Genomic DNA, 18515 nt, shown 5'->3' with positions numbered 1-18515 from the left:
TAAAAAGCGGTAGGTTTCCATTAAATACACAACTTACCCTCTGAAAATAAAAAACGGCTATATTTCTGGCATTCAGAAATATAGCCGTTTTTTACATTTAAAGATCATCAACAGGTAACGCTCACCTGCTTATTTGAGAAATACTAGTTAACTACCAGTTGTCTTGCCACATCAATACCGGCACCTTTGATTCGTACAACATATTTTCCTGGCTGTAAATTCTTTATCAAAATCTTGACGCGACTTTTCATATCCTGCTTTTGCGTAGTCATTATCCTGCCGTACAAATCATACACAATGATTTCTGCGTCTGTTATATCATCCAGTGATTCCACATATACGTTATCACGGGTGCCTGGATTAGGAAATACCACCACATCAGAAACACCTTCTGTGATCACCTGAAGGTCATTTGAGAAAGTTGAATAACAGGTCAACAGATTATTCCCCAGTATATAAGTTACGCCTGCCCTTGCGGAGTAAGTTCCTGTTTGAGCAGTTTTGATAATATTAGTCGTTGAACTGGTAACGATCTCACCGCCGACTTTCCAGTCATATTTTTCTTTCAAATCTGTTTGATTGATCGTTGCCAGCGCAGTAAATGGTCCCGTTCTTTCAATAATCGGCGTAGGAACTTTCGGGCGAACGGTCAGCGAAGACACGTCGGAAGTATTGGACAAACATCCAAATACACTTTCGCTTCTTACAAAATAATTCCCTCCGTCTGAAACCGTCAGCGATGTGTTTGTTGCCAGTGCTTCACTTTTCCCTTGCCTATACCAGTTGTAAAGGTCATTCCCCTGATTGATTGAAAAAGTAAACGAAGAATCTGCACAGGCCTGTTGTGAACCAATTTCACGAATTGTCGGCGTAACCGGCCTGATACTTGTGTTAATAATCATCGTTTGCGTAACCAGGGCATTTCCAAACGCATCTTTCACTGTACCCGTATATTTGCCAGGCTCCGTAACATTGATAAACCTTCCGAAATTTTCGCTGTATCTCCCATTTACCTCTATCGCCCACTTGTAATTGAGGTAACCATCCGGCAAAGAGAGGTTTACAGAGTTGTTATTGTCGGCACAAACACTGGTAATTTTGGGTTCCTGTGAAACAGAAACGGGATTAACCGTGGCGAAGAAATTCGTATTTAGTGTTTCGTTCCAGGCATTTGCCAAAACTTTCAATGCAGCTTCACCAAAAAAGTGTGTTCCATCACTACGGTTGGCCGGAAGATTATCCGTTTCCGGTCCGGGATATGTAATGTTTGGCAGGTCACTTAAAACGGCATTTTGCCCGGCGATAATATCGGAGCTTGTAACCGAGGTAAATTTAGGATCATCAGGAATAGACACTTTTGATGTACGCGCAATAACCCAGGTTATCTGATGATTGACATCCGATGAAAGCTTGGCAATAACGGATTTAAGATCGTTTTTGTAAGTGTCTGCGTTTGTCCTGCGTGGTAAATTATCGGTTTCACCCTGCATCCAGAGAATCGCCCTCGCACCAAAAGGTTTTGCATAATACTGCATCGCCAGCCTGAGATTTCCATAAGGCATTTTCGCCGGCAATTTAACGGCAGCCGCATAAGCATTGGTGGTGATAATATCCTGACTGCTTTCGCGCCAGTTTTGTATCGAAGTCCCCGACCAGCCTGTATTCACAAACAAAATGGGAACATTAAGACGTTGCGCCAAAAGATCCCCCAAAATACCCCAGCACCATGAAGTATGGCCTCTTGGCCCCATAATATTGGGGTTCTGGCCGCCTCCATTCCAGGCTGTCTGAAGCTGCAAAGACTGAATATTTGCAACGGGTGCATCCGTCCACCTGTTCTGGGCATCGTTATCAAATATCACATAGTTTACCCGGTCGTCCTTCGCAGGCGGTGGTAAAGGTGCCGACGGATTGGATTCGTCCATTCCCTGGGCGTTAGACTGTCCCGAAATGATAAAAACCTCACCAACACCAACACGTGAAATTACATCGATATTTCCGATTGCGATGCCTCCTTTCAAGCCGCGGACTTCCACTTTATACCAGCCTCCGGATATGGCCAGTTTCCCGCTGAATATCCCACCGGTCGGTTTATCCTGCAAGGTGGTCCAATTGATGGGTTTCCCTTGCCCATCAGCAACAGGAGTTGCCCGTACCTCAATTTTATCCACCGGGATTGCGTAGTTACCACTGATAATCACGTCAGCCGATCCATTTATTTCACGTTGATAAACAGACCGTTCCAGCGGCGTGGTAACATCAATCTGGCCTTTTACAACCATCGGAATTGTTAAAATCCCTATTAAACTCAATAAAATTCGAAAAGAAAAAATACGCTTAACCACGATATGCTTTTGCTATTAATCAGGAGGATTATTTAATAAGTTGACTTTTGGCGGATATTTCCGTTAAGGGTAAATCCTGGAACACTTGCTAACACATTACGTGATGAAAACGGGCAAAACCTAACTTTAAAAATACGTTCATAAACTGGTGAAATGTGATAACGTTACTTAACTATACTTTTAGACACAAAAACTCCAAAAGGCGTTGCACTGTCTGAAAAAAAATATTGAAATACTAAAAACCAAAGTTTTGCAGGTCAATATCGATTATGTTCACAAAGATAATCTTTCCGTGATCTAAAAAAGCATTTTCCAAAAACAGGAATTCTTTCTACTAATCATTTAATCAAATAACTATCTAATCAACAATATATTACACAATTAAAGTGTAGTTACTTTTTGATTATTTGGTTTCTGAATATCAAGTAAAGAAATGAATTATTTCTATATTATTCCAAATGAAATAATTCATTTCTTCCATGCTGATGATATAAATTTTCAATCATTTTATCGCAGTCTCTGATTTAATACCCTGCTCATTTCCCCGTACAGAACAACCCGGAACCGTCAATGATCCTGTGATATCGTGTCAAATAGTATTTTGATCAAAAGGCCCCCCCGGACACCTGCGATTTTCTGCTAATCCTCCAAAAAGAAATAGAAAACAGCACTTTTTCAGGCTTAAACTGGCCTCGTCCACCTTTTGTATACCTTAAATATCCGGTCGTTTACTTCTTGTATACTTCCAAAAATTGGAGCCTCGCTGTGAACTGACCTAAGTTTGCAACGCCTTCCAACGAAAATACTTTCGTGTCCAAACGAGGCTTTAATCATTCTTTTATATTCAAAATTTGTCATGAAAAATCTTCTTTACTGTCACTCATTTTCTCTTTTAAAATCCGCTGGTTTTCACACACGCAAAAATCCGGCACTTCTTTTATCCCTTTTAATTATCCTGTTTTCAAAAAGTACCATGGCGCAAGTAGGTATAGGGACGTCCACCCCGCAGGCATTTTTCCATGTTGTTGAAGATAAAGATGTACTGTTCGGTTACGACCTGACCGGCAGCGGGAAAAAACTTGTATGGTTTGGAAACAAAACGGCATTCCGCGCAGGACTGGTCACCAGCAGTCAGTGGCACCCTATCAATGTTGGCGAACTTTCCTTCGCGTTCGGGAAAGATGCACAGGCAACCAATATGTTTTCCATCGCAATGGGTGAAGTAAGTAAGGCTTCCGGTAAAGGTGCCGTTGCCATTGGGAACACCAATATTGCGTCCGGAGAAAGTGCGATTGCCATGGGCAAACAAAGTTTTGCCGGGGGTAACTATTCCGTAGCACTGGGTAATACCAATTCCGCCATCGGCGACTACTCCGTTGCACTGGGTTATGGCTCAGATGCTTCGGGAGACTACTCCACCGCAATGGGTCATACCACCACGACCACCGGAAAATATACAACCGCCATTGGTTTCAACAGCTGGTCAAGCGGTGATTATTCTGTGACGTTGGGATCAAATTGTCACACCATGCTGAAAAAAGGCAGTTTTGCTTTCGGTGACGCTACGCAGGTAACCAATGGTGAGTTCCTGAAACCGGACCTGGATAATCAAATGGTTATGCGTTTTAACAGTGGCTACAAGTTGTTCACCAATTATCAGGCGACGATTGGCGTAGCGCTTGCTCACGGCGGCAATGCCTGGACTGTGCTTTCAGACTCAACCCGCAAAGAGAATTTCAGAAAGGCAGATGGCGCTGATTTTCTTGCCAAGATCAGTAAAATGAAACTGGGAAGCTGGAATTACAAAGGACAGGACGTTACAACTTTCCGTCACTACGGACCTATGGCTCAGGATTTCTTTGCAGCTTTCGGCACCGATTCACTGGGAACAATCGGAGAACCTAAAAGCATTAATCAGGCCGATTTCGATGGCGTCAATCTGATTGCGATTCAGGCTTTAATTCAGGAGGTAAATCTGCTCAAAGCAGAACTGGCTGCTTCAAAACAAAAAGAATCAGTTTCCAATGCCCGTTTAGAGAAAATTGAGGCAATGTTAACTGAACGTTCTGCTCAACCTGCTCTGACATTTTTGCCTTAATGCCATCTCAATCAGGTGCCGGTTGGCGACGGCTGGCATCTCCAACTCTATTTAAAATCCAATGAAACCCATACTTATTTTACTATGCTGTCTCACGATCAGCGGTTCCTACGCTCAGGTGGGCGTGAACATTGGCAATGAGGGAATGACCGTGAAAGCGGGTACCGTTTTTACTTTTGAAGATCTGGTGCTTACACCTTCGGCCGACTTTTCGCCCAAAGTCACTGTGCTTTACAAGAGCAATATTCCCGTTAGTATCAATTCAAAAAACAGCATCAATTATGTTTTTCGGTTTATCAACGAGGTAAATTACAACGGTAAAGCTCAGATCAATTTTGTTCCGGCAGAACTAAACGGTAATGATAAAAATAAACTTCAAATCGCGCATTACACCAACGGTGTACTCGGATATATACTCTCACCCGGCACACTTTTCAACAATCAGATTTACAGTACATTTACCGATTCCAAGTTAAAGCTGATCACTGCTGTTGAACCCGCAAATGCGCTGCCGGTTAAACTGATCGAGTTTACTGCAAAATCTGAATCACAAACAAGTGTCCTGCGATGGGCCACGGCCTTTGAAACCAATGCGGCTTATTTTGAAATTGAACATAGCGCCGATGCAAAAACCTGGAAAAATATCGGCCGGATTGAAGCAGTGGGAGAAAGCAGTCAATACAATTCATATCGCTTCGTTCACGGCGACGTCAGCAATGGGATTAATTACTACCGGTTAAAAATGACTGACAAAGATGACAGCTATGCTTTCAGCAGTATTAAAAATGTGGATTTCAAAAATTCCGACGAAATTACCATTTATCCCAATCCGGTAAGTGACAGGTTATATCTTAAAACCAACGTATCGGCAAAGATCAGCTCACTGGAAATTTATGATTTGACCGGAAAAACACTCAGTCGGGATAAGTATTTATATGAAACTGGGATTGTTGTGACTCGCTTGAAACCGGGCTATTATGCCCTGATTATTAATTACGAGGATGGCGCTAAAACCTCTCTTAAATTTGTAAAACAATAACATTTGCCTTGATAATAAAGGAGGACATTCGTTACGAATTTATACGCGACGAATGTCCGATTTATTTTAATGTAAAAACCAGCCGGACACCAGGCACAGGCTGACTGACCATCGGCTGACTAATCCTGGGTTCAACACGCAGTGTGAGATCATCTGACAAGTCAAAAGTTTTCATATGTGCAGCGACGTTCGCCTCAATAATTGAAACGGCGTAAAGAGCAACCGTCACTACGACCGCCGTTTGAAAATACCGGCGATAGGTATCTTTTGCCTTTTTAACCTGATCAATTGTCATGGGCTTGGCGTCATCACGCTTTCCATTCAAAATACCACCACGATAAAAAACCGGCAGGTATGGATCCGTAGCCAGACTTGCTTTTAACTGCCCATAGGTTTCGCTTGAAGGAACAAGATCATAAAATGACTTGTAAGCCTGAACAAAATCCTGGTAACGGACATGCCAGTAAATGGCCGTCCAGGTTCCTCCCGCCAAAGCCGCAAAAACGAGAGGCGCTTTCCAGTAATCGCGGTTGTAAATCTGTCCCGATCCCGGCAAGATCGCCGCCAACTGAGCCGCGCGTTTCGGATTTGGAATAAACTTCTTCTTGAATACTTTCTGACTGTCGGCCTCCGTTTTTAAACCGATTTCCGTCTCAGCTTTAAGGATATCTCCGGTTTCCTCTCTCCTGATTTTTACCGCATTTTGTCCAAACGCAGCATGCGAACAAACAAAAATCAAAACGATCCAAAAATGGTATTTCATCATCGTTGAAAAATAAAATTTAAAATTATTCTCTTGCTCTACTCTCTGTTTTAATACGTCAAATCTAGGTAAACCGTTTTGTGATATTCGGGGATTCCCGGCCATTTAACATACTTTATGATATGATACCGTTCAGAACGAAGACGAATCTGCTGACATTCCTTTCTCAAAATATCAATAAAAAGTATGTTAAAACAGGATGAAAATTAAACGATAAATAATGTTATTTTTAATGAGGTTCTATCAGTCAAAACATCAGCTAGCTTACTAATTGTTATGAAAAATCTCATGCTGTCTTTTGCCATTTTTTTCTTAATGGGCAGCTTCGCTTCTGCTCAAAATATCACCGGAACATGGAAACGAACTTCCATTATACTCGCAAAAAATGACGGAAGTAAGTCAGACATGTTTCAGTCGCAGCTCAAATCCATGCCCTGCGCCGCAACGATTACCTATACCTATGCACCTGGCGGACAAGTGACCATTGATGCCGGCGATTGTACCAACATGAAGAAAATGCTGGAAGCGATGAATGGCAAAACAACGTGGAGGCAACGCGGGAACAAAATCACAATCAATTCGGGAGACGAGAAATTTCCTATCCAGATATACAATGTCAGTTTTGAAGGCAGCACGATGATCTGGCTTTTCAATTATACCGACAATCCAAAGACACCAAATCCCACCCAGGCGAAATCAATGACGATCGTCTACAAGCGTTAAAGCAGGGCGGAGAATATTAGACTAAATAACCAATAAATAGCAGTTAACACACATACGGGGAAAGTTTTTTGTCAAATTCACAACGGCTACATAAAGTTGATTATATTTAATAAAATATTTTAAAATGTTTATTTGACAAAATTTAATGTATGAAACTTACATTTTTCCTAATCACTTCCTTTTTCTTAACAGTATCTCGGTTATTTGTTCCGGCTCCTGAAAAAATCAACGGATTATCGGCTCCTGTACAACAGGAAACAGGCCCCAAACAAAAAGCACTTCCCCGAATCGGTATTGCCGGTCTTGCGATCGAATCCAGTACATTTTCACCTGCGCTAACTTTGGAAGAGGCGTTCCATCCTAAACGCGGAGATGAAATTTTTACATCGTATCCTTTCTTTTCCGCTGACTCAGTCAACAGAAAACGGGCTATCTGGCTTCCTGCACTAGTGGGACGTTCATTGCCTGGTGGAACGGTGACTCGTGAGGCGTATGAGTCATTGGTGAAACAGACACTGGAATTGCTCAAAAAGAACGGACCTTATGACGGATTATTTTTCGACATTCATGGCGCCATGAGCGTCGTTGGACTGGATGACCCCGAGGGCGATTTGATCGTAAGAATCCGTGAAGTTGTTGGTAAAAAGACACTTATTTCAACGTCGATGGACCTTCACGGTAATGTGTCGCCACGTCTGGCACAAAACACGGACCTGATCACCTGTTACCGGATGGCACCGCACGAAGATGCTATGCAGACCAAAAAACGCGCTGTTGATAATTTGCTGTCACGGTTGGAAAGCGGTAAAGGAAAACCTGCTTACAAAGCCTGGATTCCTGTTCCGGTGTTATTGCCTGGCGAAAAAACCAGCACAAGAATAGAACCTGCAAAGACAATTTATGCGGCAGTTGACCCCGCCTCTAAACAACCGGGCGTTATTGATGCCGCAATCTGGGTAGGTTATGCATGGGCTGACGAACCCCGCAACCATGCAGTAGTAATGGTTACTGGCGACGATAAAACTACCGTAACACAAACGGCAGAAAAGCTTGCACAAAGTTTTTGGAAAGCAAGAGCAGACTTTGCATTTGTGGCGCCGACAGGCTCATTAAGCGAAAGTCTTGACAAAGCCGTCGCCAGCAAAACGCACCCATTTTTTATCAGTGATTCTGGTGATAACCCAACGGCAGGTGGCGCTGGTGATGTAACCTGGACTTTGAAAGAAATTCTTGCCCGCCCGGAATTCAAATCAGAAAACGGCCCCTCACTTATTTATGCCTCGATCCCCGGACCAGAATTCGTAGAAAGCGCTATTGCGGCCGGTGTTGGTGGTAAAGTTAATGCTTATGCAGGCGCGAAAGTTGATTCCCGTTTTGCTCCGCCGGTAAGGCTGGTCGGAACCGTCGAATCCATTGAGCATGGCGACAAAAACGCAGAAACCGAAGTCGTGGTAAAAGTTGGAAGTGTTCATGTGATTGTTACCAAAAAGCGTAAACCATATCACAAAGAAGCAGACTTCACGCGATTGGGACTAAATCCTCGTAAATCCGACATCGTTGTGGTGAAAATAGGTTATCTGGAGCCTGAACTTTATGCCATGAGAGCCGACTGGATCCTTTCTTTAACACCCGGCGGCGTTGACCAGAACCTGGAAAGACTTGGTTACAAAAGAATCAAACGTCCGATGTTTCCTTTGGACAAAAACATGAAAGATCCCGACCTGAAAGCCAGGCTGATTCCTTCATCTGAAAAGTAATTCCAAAGACATGGCGTTTCTGTTTTCAGTTAAACAGAAACGCCATGAAAATTTTCAAGTCAGAAGCTCACCAGTTCTACAATACTTTAACATGCTTATCCGCCCATTTCCCGGCTAAATTCAGCGCAATCTTTGTTTGTCTGGCGCCTTCCGTTTCTCCTTTGCTCACCTGTGTCTTATACAGACTTTTCAATGCCCAGATATTTCTTGGGAAAATATTCAGGTCTGCCAATAGCACCTTTTCCGCTTCATCATATTTCTTTTCATTAAGCAGCAAATTGCCAAGATCGTGTCGCACCGAAAAGAACCAGTCAGGCGGTTCATTATAATTAAGCTTATCTTCCAGCGCCACGGCTTCCCTCAGCCATTTTTCGCTCATGGAAACATCACCTTCCTTGCTGGCAATTTCAGCCTTCAGCACCCGGCTGGCAATTTCCAAAACGGCATTTAACGGGTTTATACCGGCAGAAGTCAATTTGGAAATCTCCGGATCCGCCGTAATTTTTTCCAGTTCCGACAACGCCAACTTAGCTTTCTTAACCTGATTTTTAGCGACAAAAACACGTCCCATGGCATAGTGACGAATAGCAGTCGGATACTTCAATTTAACAGAATCGGTATTACTCATTTTGATGATCTCATCCCACAAAGAAAACTTCAGCGCGACGTGGTACCGTATTGTATAATAGTGCTGCAAGGTACTCCAGGCAGCATCCGGCATTAAATTTTTTCTACTATATTCTGCCATTTTATTGGCAGCCAGCATGGCCCATTTCTGATTACCTTCCATGGTTGCGGTAGCCGCCAGCAGATGATAATTATGCGGAAAATACATAAGCGGAAAAACTCCCTGCGCGTAACAGCCCTTCAGATACGTGCTATCCACCTTTACCGCAAGAATATTGGCCAACGAAGCCTCGTGATAATTACCGGTATGAATATAAATGTGAGAAGGCATATGCACCAGGTGACTTGCATTCGGCGCCAGACTCGTGAGAATGGCAGCACTGGCAAGTCCCTTCTCAGGTGTTGGAGAGGCCTCGATGACATGAATATAATAGTGCTGAATACCGATGTGTTTAGGAAAACGCACCTTTAATTTTTCAAGCTCAGCAAGAATATCTATTGTCCAGGGTTTCGGCTTTCCATTTTTTTCCCACAAATCCCACGGATGCAAATCCATAACCGATTCAACATATAAAGCAGCAACGTTTTCGTCATTTGGAAACTGCCGATATATGTTTTTCATGACCTCCGAGTATGCGACGTCATAAGGCTTCCGATCCTCAACAGGGCCGGGCGGATAGCGTTTAGACAAGGCCCTAATCAGCATTTTCTCTTTGGCAGTACAACTTCCGGAAAGTTTCTCCGCCTGTTTTACCGCCTTATATGCCCTGGCATAGTTATCCGGTTCCATGCCGGCGTTATAATTTGGCCCCAGCACAAAGGCAAATCCCCAAAAGGCCATCGCACAGGTCGAGTCAATTTTCGTTGCCTGATAAAACGAACGGGCAGATTCGGCATGGTTAAAACCCATGGCCAGCATAAGTCCCTGATCAAAATATTTCTGCGCTTCCTTACTTTGGGTAGTTATCGGATAATGCACATTGCCAAGCCCTTCGAAAAGAGGGGCTTTTCTTCCTGAACTATACCAGTCTTTATCAGTAAGCTGTGTACGGCAAATAATCTGTGAAATCGTCTGATTGTTTTCCGCTTGCTTTTTAGGCTGGCAAGCAAAGAAAACGCCGGTCATCAATGACAGGCCGCTAAGGAATATCTTTGTGTTTTTCATATACAACTTCCCAAAGGAAGACGTTTACAGTCAACAATTTATGCATTAATTTAAGTAAATTTATAACAGTATCCTATCAATATCACTTCAAAAAAACACCGGATTACTATTCTGTTTCAAGCAACACATTACCTGACTATAACCACACCACTACGTCTATACGCCGTACATAATAAGCCGCTAAAACTCATACGATCCCGGAATAGTTTTGTTTAAACAAATTTTATTACAAAATGAATTAGTAAACCTGAGCGCTGCTTTACTTTAAATAACAGGTAAACCCGGTTTCCATGAACAGACGAGAATTTGTTAAGAAGTCAGTTGTCACATGCTGCGCGGCCCCGATCGTGAACATTTCAGGCATCATTCCCAGCCGGCTTGAAAAAATGCCCTCGTGGCTGTTGGCTCTTGTAAAAAACAATGATATCGGGATTACTCATTTGAGAACTTTACAGGTTAAGGATGAAAAAAGTCCTGATCTTGGCGGGGTCAGGGATGCATTCGATATATTGAATCCACATAACACCGCGGCCGTCATCCAATGGGGTTCTTGTGCACTATCCTCCCCTTCCTCACAGTTTTACCAATCGGCTGACCTGTTAAATGATATGAATCTGGCAGCGACATATTTGATAAAAACACAACATTCGGATGGTACTATTGATTTGTTATCGACAAATTTTCATTCCACACCTGATACCGGATTCATCGTCAAGCGGCTGGTGATGGCTTATGTTTTAATAGAAAAATCCAAAACCAAAGGCCAGGAAAATTTGCTCGCAAACCTTAAAACATTCCTGATTCGCGCAGGCGACGCACTTGCCGTTGGTGGCATTCACACACCCAATCATCGCTGGGTAGTTTCGGCTGCTTTGGCAAAACTGTACACGTTATGGCCGGATCCAAAATATGCTGCCAGAGCTGAGCAATGGCTCGGAGAACACATAGATCTTGACCAGGACGGTCAGTTTAACGAAAAAAGCACCTACATCTATTCTGCACTTTCAGACCGCTTGTTGATCACTATTGCCAAAGGATTCAACAAACCCGCACTTCTTGACGCAGTCCGTCGCAATCTGGACATGACCATGTATTATGTTCACCCGAATGGCGAAATTGTTACAGATGCATCGGGCAGGCAAGACAAAGCCCTGGTAGGAACATTGGAAAATTACTATTATCCATACCGATATCTGGCACTGTTGGATAACAACGGATCTTATTCCGCCATGTGCACCTTGATCGAGAAAACAGCCGGTCCGAAAATTGGAGGTTTTCTGGATTACTTCCTGGCGGACCCATCTTTATGGAGCAATTTGCCCCCGGCAAAATCATTGCCTGTCGAATACGTAAAATCTTTCCCGAACTCAGGACTGGTGCGAATCAGACACAACAATTGGGACAGCACTTTGATCGCTAAAAACCCGGTTTGGCTCACTTTCATGAAGGGAAATGCCGTTTTACAGGGCGTGCGTTTTGCCTCTTCGTTTTTCGGAAAAGGTCAGTTTCAGTCAGACACGATTACCAAAACGGAACGCGGATGGGCGTTAATCCAAAAATTAGACGGCCCATATTTTCAGCCTTATCCAGTCGACAAAATATCTCCGGACGGCGATTGGGAAAAAATGCCCAGAACCGATCGTCCGCAAAGCGAAGTACAACTACTTGAAACCAAAATTTCCATCAACGTAACAAGAGAAGGCATTGAAATTGAGATCGCCACTAGCGGAACCGAACGGGTACCGGTTGCATGGGAGTTCATATTCCGACCGGGAGGAGTACTTAATGGCGTAGTCAAAATCGAAAACAGTAAAGATTCCTGGTTGCTAAGAGAAGGTAATGGAACCTATACGCTCGGGGAAAATATCATCACTTTCGGTCCGGGCAAGGCGTTGCACAAAAACATCAGTTTGCGGGGTTCCTTACCAGCCATGGACGCACCTTCGGTTTACATTACCGGTTTCACGCCTTTCAGGCATGTGATTATGGTTTCGTAACGGGTTTGCCTTGGTGATCAAATTTCTTTCTTAAATGGTATTCAGTGAGAGGAATCACAGCAATGGAAATTACGGTCAAAAACGCGCAGGATAGATAAAACGAAGTGATACCACCAATCAAGAAATAAGAAAACAGCGTAAATACGGTAAAAAACAGCGCAAACTTAAATTGTAGACGGGAGCTAAATTGATTTGCTTCCTTCCACGTTTCCTGATTTTTCATAGAAAAGCTTGTTCGGTATCCAAAAATCCGGTTGACTTTATCAGGCTGATAAGTTCGGAAATAACCTGTTAAAGTTAGGATCGTTATGGCCAGGATAAGGTGTGCAAATAAAATCATAAAAGTAAGCCACAGTTACTGACGCAGATAATTTTCCATTTCTTTCTGTGGTTACAATATAGTTTATTAACCTAGATGTTCAAACTATTTTGACAAAACAGGCTACCTTATTTAACTGTTTTCACACTTGTTACTATTTAAGATCTTTTCCCTGATCTCTCCAAATGTTTAGAAAGTTAGCTATCTCTATTGCATCCTCTGTTCTGATCTTCCAGTATATCAATTTCGAACGGAGTTACGATACAACCTTTGAAAACTACAATCGGATGTATCGCGTAAGCACAATATCTCTCGACAAAACTGATCAAACCGCCCTCTCGTCTCCTTTTCTTGGAGCTACTTTTAATTCAGATTTACCCGCGATAGAAGCAAATACTCAGTTACTGTCGACGCGTTCATGGTTTGACTGCGCAATACAAATTGACGATGGCAGCGAAAAACAGGTCTACAATCAGCGAAACCTGTTTTTTGCGGACAGTTCATTTCTCAGTTTTTTTTCTGTTGACCTATTATCAGGGGATAAGAACACTGTGTTGAAAAATCCTAATACAGTTGTATTGTCGCAATCTGCTGCAAAACTTTATTTTGGAAAAATTGAACCAGTGGGCAAAATAATTCACCTGAAAGGCAGCATGCAAGACAAACGCTACACCATAGTAGGCATCATGGCTGACTTTCCGAAAAACTCCCACCTGAATCCTGTTGAGATTCTTGCGTCTTTGTCTTCGGTGTCGGACAGTCCTGCTTTAAGGAATTCATTTCTATACAATTACATTCTTATCGCAAAAAATCATTCACCAAGAGACTTAGTTACCCGTTTTCAAACCTTTGCCTTTGGTAAAACAAAAGTTTCGGATGCCAATACGCGCTATGAACTGCAATCATTAAAAGATATCTACCTTCATTCCCGTCTTACAGATGAGATTCATGAGCCTGGGAATCCAGAAGCAATCGGTTACCTGACCATTCTGGCAGTTTTTATTCTAATAGTTGCCTGGATAAACAATGTTAACCTGGCGACCGCCCGAGCCTCTGAACGTGTAAAAGAGATGGCGATACGGAAATTCTCCGGCGCAAATCGTCGTGACTTAATATTGCAACTCCTTCTCGAATCCATTATTATCAACCTCACGGCAGTCGCTCTGGCGACGGTCTTCATTAAAGCTTTTTCAGCTAGCATTTACGCTTACATCGGTATTCAAAATTATCTCAATGTCTTCCAAATATCACCTATCTCCCTTATAGTTGTAATAACAATATTCTTTTCATTCGCCCTGATATCGGGATTTTACCCTGCGATCATCATCAGTAGTACGCCTGTTACTTCCCTGAAAGGCAAAATTACTTTGAGCGGCAGTAATGTCAATGTCCGAAAAACCCTGGTAGTATGTCAATTTGCTTTATGCGGGTTTTTCCTGATTTGTGTCTGTGCGTTAAACGCGCAATTTAACTTCATGACAAATCAGGATTTGAAGATCAAAATTTCCAATACACTGGTACTAAAAGCACCATCCCATGTCGACACGTCGTATTTGACCAGCATGGCAGGTTTCAAAAAACAGCTTGTTAACCTTGCTATTGTTAATTCGGTCACAACGTCAAGTGCTGTTCCGGGCGATGCAATTGACTGGCAGGGAGATGTCAGACAGGAAAAAGACAAGGATCTGGCTCACAATAATTTCACCATCCAGGTTACGGATCATGAATTTGTTAATTCATATCATCTCAAATTGCTGGCCGGAAGAAATTTCAGAGCAACTGAGTTTCCCGATCAATTGTTTGGAACAAAAATTGAAAGTGTGATCATCAATAACGCTGGCTCAAAAAGCCTGCACTTTGCTAAACCCGAAAATGCAATTGGGAAAATCATATACTGGGGAGAAAACAGGTGCAGGATCATCGGTGTAGTCAATGACTTTCATCAGCGTTCATTAAAAACAGCCATTGAGCCTCTCCTTTTCACGGCAAATAACGGCCCCGTTATGTCAATAAAACTAACCAGCAAAGCGTATAAGGACAACATGGCTGGTAGCATTAAAATGATTAAGAATAGCTGGGAATCATTCTTCCCAGACAGCCCTTTTGACTATTACTTCTTAGAAGATCACTTCAAAAATCAGTATAATGCCGAAAATAGTACCACAACGTTTTTCAATCTGCTTTGTATTTTAACCTCCCTTGTATCCTGCATGGGGTTGTTCGGTCTTTCGCTACACGCAACCAAACAACGGCTAAAAGAAATCGGAATCCGTAAAACGCTTGGAGCTTCAGTTAGTCAGGTGACAATCCATCTTGCCGGTGACTTTCTAAAATTGGTAGTTTCATCGTCCATTATCGCTCTCCCTATAGCCTTTATTTTCATCAAAATATGGATCAAGACTTACGCATACCACATTTCTTTAAGCCTTTGGTTATTTATTCTGCCAACCATTTCCCTTTTCATAGTTGCACTAATCACGGTAAGCTTTCAGAGCATTTCAGCGGCCCGAACAAATCCTGTAAATGTGCTTAGCGTCGATTAATCGAAAAAAGATTAAACTTTTGACATAATCACCTCTTCTGAAAAATAATTACCCTTTTTACATAGCATATATCCACCGACAAGAATCAATGTAGATATCTCGGCAAACGAACGGGATAATAGAATTCCGTTCAGACCCATTTCGAAATAATCGGTGAGCAGAAACATAAAAACTGCTATAAATAAAAAACCTTTTAAAATATTGATCAGCGTAGCCAGTTTTGACTTGCCAATGCTTTGGAGATAAGATGACAGGATGTAATTGGGGCCCGCACCGAGAAAAAGAATAAAATATAGTTTCGTTGCGTTACCTGCAACATTGACAAACTCATCCGTTTCATTATCAGAAAACAAACTAACGAGTAAATCCGGGATAACGAACCCAACTGCTGTTACAACCAAGCCCAGAACGAGTGTAAACCCGAATGCAAACCTAAAAATAGCCAGAACGCGGGCAGGCAGTTTTGCTCCAATGTTAAATGAAACGATTGGGAGTGCTGCGATCATGGCTGCTGTAAACAACCGAATAAATATAAAGCTCAAATAATTAACTAATCCGAAAGCAGCAACCGCCAAAGCTCCGTAAGGAACAACACTGTGACTGATCATTAAAAGACCTGATGAAAACGAGATTTCCGAAGCAAAAGACGGAAGGCCAAAATGTCCAAGTTCTTTCCAATCTTTGAATTTAAGCGTAAATTGAAAATCACGGAAGCTAAAATTGTTTCTTCCTTTTTGAATATAAAAAAATAGGTAAAATGCTGAAAGAAAAATAGAAACGGCTGTTGCAATAGATGCCCCTTCCACTCCTAAACCCAACCCTACAACTAAAAACAGGTCTAAAATAATGTTAAGCACCACCCCAATTAGCGACGCGTTCCTAGAAACCTTTGGACCGCTATCGCTACTGATAAAGTTGCCCCAAAACATTCTCAGGAATAAAAAGGGCAGACTTATCAATTGCCATGACATATAATCACAAAGGTTATCTACGATTTTTGTATGATTATTACCAGCCAGAAACCCGGCAATGGGCCGAACCAACAAAGGCGAACTTATTGCAATAATCCCTCCAAATAACAAAGCAAGGGTAGTGGCAAATTGAAAAATTTGTTGTGTATTCTGATAATTTCCCGCCCCGATACTTTTGCCTATCATGATACCACCTCCTATCATCACCGGAAGCGTCAAAGCAATAAAAACAATTATAACCGGCCCATACAAGCCAACAGCAGCCAGTCCCTCCTTTCCTACCTGCTGCCCCAGAATTACGCCATTTACAATCTGATGAACTGTTACGGATAAAATGCTGATGAGTGCTGGTATGTAATACTTAAAAAACAAAGATTTTACCGGAGCTTCACTCAATTGATTCTGCGAATTCATAAGGAGCCTTTTTGAAATTGGGGGACGAAGGTAAGCCTATTATCCGGTTTATCCGATCTAAATACACAAAAAACGCCTGAGACATCCAATCTGTCTCAGGCGTTTAACTAAATAACTTCCGATCAATATCCCGGGTTTTGTTTTAACAGCGGATTAAGCTGAATGGCACCTGTCGGAATCGGAAAGATCCTTTTTCGCACATCTGTATCGGTTTTAACACCCCATTTGCCTTCGAATTTCCCAAAACGGATCATATCGTTGCGGTGCCAGGTTTCCCAGGCCAGTTCGCGGCAGCGTTCGCTGTAAATGTCTTCGAGCGTAACGTTTGTCCAGATAGCCGCTTTACGAATCGTCCGGACTTGATTGCTCAGCGAAAGCGCCGTCTGGCCTCCTGTCGCAGCACCGCCTCTTAAAATAGCCTCAGCCTTCAACAAAAGGATATCTGAGTATCGTAAAAACGGAACGTCGTTATTCTGGTTTCTTGTTGCGGAAGTACTGTCGGCGTAAAACTTATTGTTCCGGTAACCCATGTTCCATGACTTTTCATCATTTCCGGTATCAAAACTTGCCGGCTTTTTGATAATAACCTCGGGTGTCAGCTCCACGTGATAGTCTATCGCTGCGCCTTTGTCTGCGCCCGCGTAATCCTCGTCGTAACCCTGTTTCGTTGTTTTTACAATGACGGGACTTCCGTTGTAAAGATATTGTTTCCCGGTAATCCATTGTCTGTTACGAACATCGTTGGGGTCGTTAAAATGCGCATAATATTCAGGTAAAGTACTCATCGGCGCACTTGGTGTATGGTTCAGACTGAACTTCGCGCGCAGTGAACGAGGCAACGAATAACGGGCATAAAACATCAAGCCATTGGGTGCAGATGCATCGTAAGGAATCGCAAAAATAAACTCCTTGATCTGAGGTCCGTTATCTACGAAAAACATTTTGCGATAATCACTTTCAAGCGCATATTTCCCAGAATTGATCACCTGGTCGCAGGCACTTATCGCGTCATTCCAACGTGGTGTGCCCGTATAAACCTCTGCATTCATGTACATTTTCGCAAGCAAAGCATAGGCTGTATACAAATTAGGACGACCATAAGTCGATTGTCCCACAGCCGGATCCAGATTGGGAATGGATTCTTTTATCTCCTTTTCAATAAATGCAAAAACCTCTGTTCTTGGTTTCAAAGTTGCCGGTGTTGCATCTCCAAAAGTGGTGGTTAACGGTACATTTCCCCATAAATCCATCATGATGAACAAACAGATCGCACGCATTGTCCGCAGTTCGGCAATACTGGTCAGTTTTGCAGCAGATTCCGGTGCTTTTTCAATCAGAAAAATATTCTGATTGCTGGTACTTATTGTTGACGTGAGCCAGTTCCAGGTCCCGGCAACGTGTGCGTTATCGGGCGTCCAGGAATGTTTATGATGCTGCTCATAGCGACCGTTGTCATACCAGTTCCCTCCCCGTGCAGGCATAATCGACTCGTCGGTACTGATCGACTGCATGAAAAAATATTCCACTGCAAAACTTCCGCGAAAAGCGTTGTAAGTCGGGCCGGCAGCCTGTACAAATTGCTGGGCTGTTTGCGGAAAAATTTCCGGTGTAAGCTGTGTAACCACCGGCACGGACAGGTCATGGCAGGACGACAGCCAGGAACCGAGCATCAGAACCAGAAAAGTATTTCTTATATTTTTCATATTGATAAAATCTTGATAACTGAAAATTTTGATCCTTAAATATTTATCCAA

12 protein-coding genes are annotated in these 18515 nt (G+C 42.7%); 6 read left to right on the top strand and 6 right to left on the bottom strand.

All coding sequences use genetic code 11. The features are described from left to right. Positions 1 to 143: 143 nt before the first annotated feature. The gene (locus M1L62_RS13850; protein ID WP_254560182.1) at positions 144 to 2282 is read right to left on the bottom strand and encodes a sialate O-acetylesterase; all 2139 of its coding nucleotides are present in this window, start codon (positions 2280 to 2282) and stop codon (positions 144 to 146) included. A gap of 919 nt (positions 2283 to 3201) precedes the next feature. On the opposite strand from M1L62_RS13850, the gene M1L62_RS13845 reads away from it, so the two are divergent. Both M1L62_RS13845 and M1L62_RS13840 read left to right on the top strand, forming a co-directional pair. After that, entirely contained in the window at positions 3202 to 4443 is a 1242-nt protein-coding gene (locus M1L62_RS13845) for a tail fiber domain-containing protein (RefSeq protein ID WP_254560181.1), read from the top strand. A gap of 61 nt (positions 4444 to 4504) precedes the next feature. Continuing rightward, complete coding sequence (locus tag M1L62_RS13840; RefSeq protein ID WP_254560180.1) at positions 4505 to 5482, top strand: T9SS type A sorting domain-containing protein; 978 nt, start codon at positions 4505 to 4507, stop codon at positions 5480 to 5482. A gap of 61 nt (positions 5483 to 5543) precedes the next feature. Here the strand turns inward: M1L62_RS13840 and M1L62_RS13835 are convergent, their stop codons facing one another. Further along, positions 5544 to 6248 (bottom strand): DUF5683 domain-containing protein, encoded by a 705-nt coding sequence (locus tag M1L62_RS13835; protein WP_254560179.1) that lies wholly within the window; start codon positions 6246 to 6248, stop codon positions 5544 to 5546. A 273-nt stretch (positions 6249 to 6521) separates the two neighbouring features. Here M1L62_RS13835 and M1L62_RS13830 point away from each other — a divergent pair, with 273 nt between their 5' ends. Next, a complete protein-coding gene (locus tag M1L62_RS13830; protein ID WP_254560178.1) occupies positions 6522 to 6968 on the top strand; it encodes a hypothetical protein in 447 nt (148 codons plus the stop codon). Between the two features lie 149 nt (positions 6969 to 7117). Further along, positions 7118 to 8725, top strand: coding sequence for a M81 family metallopeptidase (locus M1L62_RS13825; RefSeq protein ID WP_254560177.1), 1608 nt, complete (start codon positions 7118 to 7120; stop codon positions 8723 to 8725). Between the two features lie 76 nt (positions 8726 to 8801). Here the strand turns inward: M1L62_RS13825 and M1L62_RS13820 are convergent, their stop codons facing one another. Then, positions 8802 to 10517 carry a tetratricopeptide repeat protein gene (locus M1L62_RS13820; RefSeq protein ID WP_254560176.1) on the bottom strand — a complete coding sequence of 572 codons (1716 nt, stop codon included), beginning with the start codon at positions 10515 to 10517 and terminating at the stop codon, positions 8802 to 8804. Between the two features lie 290 nt (positions 10518 to 10807). Between M1L62_RS13820 and M1L62_RS13815 the strand changes: the two genes are divergently transcribed. Next, entirely contained in the window at positions 10808 to 12514 is a 1707-nt protein-coding gene (locus tag M1L62_RS13815; RefSeq protein WP_254560175.1) for a hypothetical protein, read from the top strand. On the opposite strand, the gene M1L62_RS13810 is transcribed toward M1L62_RS13815, so the two are convergent. Further along, positions 12501 to 12854 (bottom strand): SdpI family protein, encoded by a 354-nt coding sequence (locus M1L62_RS13810; RefSeq protein ID WP_256527692.1) that lies wholly within the window; start codon positions 12852 to 12854, stop codon positions 12501 to 12503. The two genes, M1L62_RS13815 and M1L62_RS13810, sit on opposite strands and share 14 nt — an antisense overlap. Positions 12855 to 13018: 164 nt before the next feature. Here M1L62_RS13810 and M1L62_RS13805 point away from each other — a divergent pair, with 164 nt between their 5' ends. Continuing rightward, positions 13019 to 15376 carry an ABC transporter permease gene (locus M1L62_RS13805; protein WP_254560173.1) on the top strand — a complete coding sequence of 786 codons (2358 nt, stop codon included), beginning with the start codon at positions 13019 to 13021 and terminating at the stop codon, positions 15374 to 15376. An 11-nt stretch (positions 15377 to 15387) separates the two neighbouring features. Here M1L62_RS13805 and M1L62_RS13800 read toward each other — a convergent pair whose 3' ends face one another. Beyond that, complete coding sequence (locus M1L62_RS13800; RefSeq protein WP_254560172.1) at positions 15388 to 16761, bottom strand: MATE family efflux transporter; 1374 nt, start codon at positions 16759 to 16761, stop codon at positions 15388 to 15390. A gap of 122 nt (positions 16762 to 16883) precedes the next feature. Then, complete coding sequence (locus tag M1L62_RS13795; RefSeq protein WP_254560171.1) at positions 16884 to 18464, bottom strand: RagB/SusD family nutrient uptake outer membrane protein; 1581 nt, start codon at positions 18462 to 18464, stop codon at positions 16884 to 16886. Between the last annotated feature and the right edge of the window lie 51 nt (positions 18465 to 18515).

Source organism: Dyadobacter diqingensis, from assembly GCF_024220585.1.
In the GTDB taxonomy this organism is placed as follows: domain Bacteria; phylum Bacteroidota; class Bacteroidia; order Cytophagales; family Spirosomataceae; genus Dyadobacter; species Dyadobacter diqingensis.
Note: the sequence above shows the minus strand (reverse complement) of the source record. Positions and strands in the feature narration are given on the sequence as shown.

What these genes read in the sequence shown, in the direction of transcription:
- M1L62_RS13825 (WP_254560177.1), top strand. Translation starts at nt 7,118, where the DNA reads ATGAAACTTACATTTTTCCTAATCACTTCCTTTTTCTTAACAGTATCT.
- M1L62_RS13850 (WP_254560182.1), bottom strand. Translation starts at nt 2,282, where the DNA reads ATGGTTGTAAAAGGCCAGATTGATGTTACCACGCCGCTGGAACGGTCT.
- M1L62_RS13820 (WP_254560176.1), bottom strand. Translation starts at nt 10,517, where the DNA reads ATGAAAAACACAAAGATATTCCTTAGCGGCCTGTCATTGATGACCGGC.
- M1L62_RS13835 (WP_254560179.1), bottom strand. Translation starts at nt 6,248, where the DNA reads ATGATGAAATACCATTTTTGGATCGTTTTGATTTTTGTTTGTTCGCAT.
- M1L62_RS13840 (WP_254560180.1), top strand. Translation starts at nt 4,505, where the DNA reads ATGAAACCCATACTTATTTTACTATGCTGTCTCACGATCAGCGGTTCC.
- M1L62_RS13810 (WP_256527692.1), bottom strand. Translation starts at nt 12,854, where the DNA reads ATGATTTTATTTGCACACCTTATCCTGGCCATAACGATCCTAACTTTA.
- M1L62_RS13815 (WP_254560175.1), top strand. Translation starts at nt 10,808, where the DNA reads ATGAACAGACGAGAATTTGTTAAGAAGTCAGTTGTCACATGCTGCGCG.
- M1L62_RS13795 (WP_254560171.1), bottom strand. Translation starts at nt 18,464, where the DNA reads ATGAAAAATATAAGAAATACTTTTCTGGTTCTGATGCTCGGTTCCTGG.
- M1L62_RS13830 (WP_254560178.1), top strand. Translation starts at nt 6,522, where the DNA reads ATGAAAAATCTCATGCTGTCTTTTGCCATTTTTTTCTTAATGGGCAGC.
- M1L62_RS13805 (WP_254560173.1), top strand. Translation starts at nt 13,019, where the DNA reads ATGTTTAGAAAGTTAGCTATCTCTATTGCATCCTCTGTTCTGATCTTC.
- M1L62_RS13845 (WP_254560181.1), top strand. Translation starts at nt 3,202, where the DNA reads ATGAAAAATCTTCTTTACTGTCACTCATTTTCTCTTTTAAAATCCGCT.
- M1L62_RS13800 (WP_254560172.1), bottom strand. Translation starts at nt 16,761, where the DNA reads ATGAATTCGCAGAATCAATTGAGTGAAGCTCCGGTAAAATCTTTGTTT.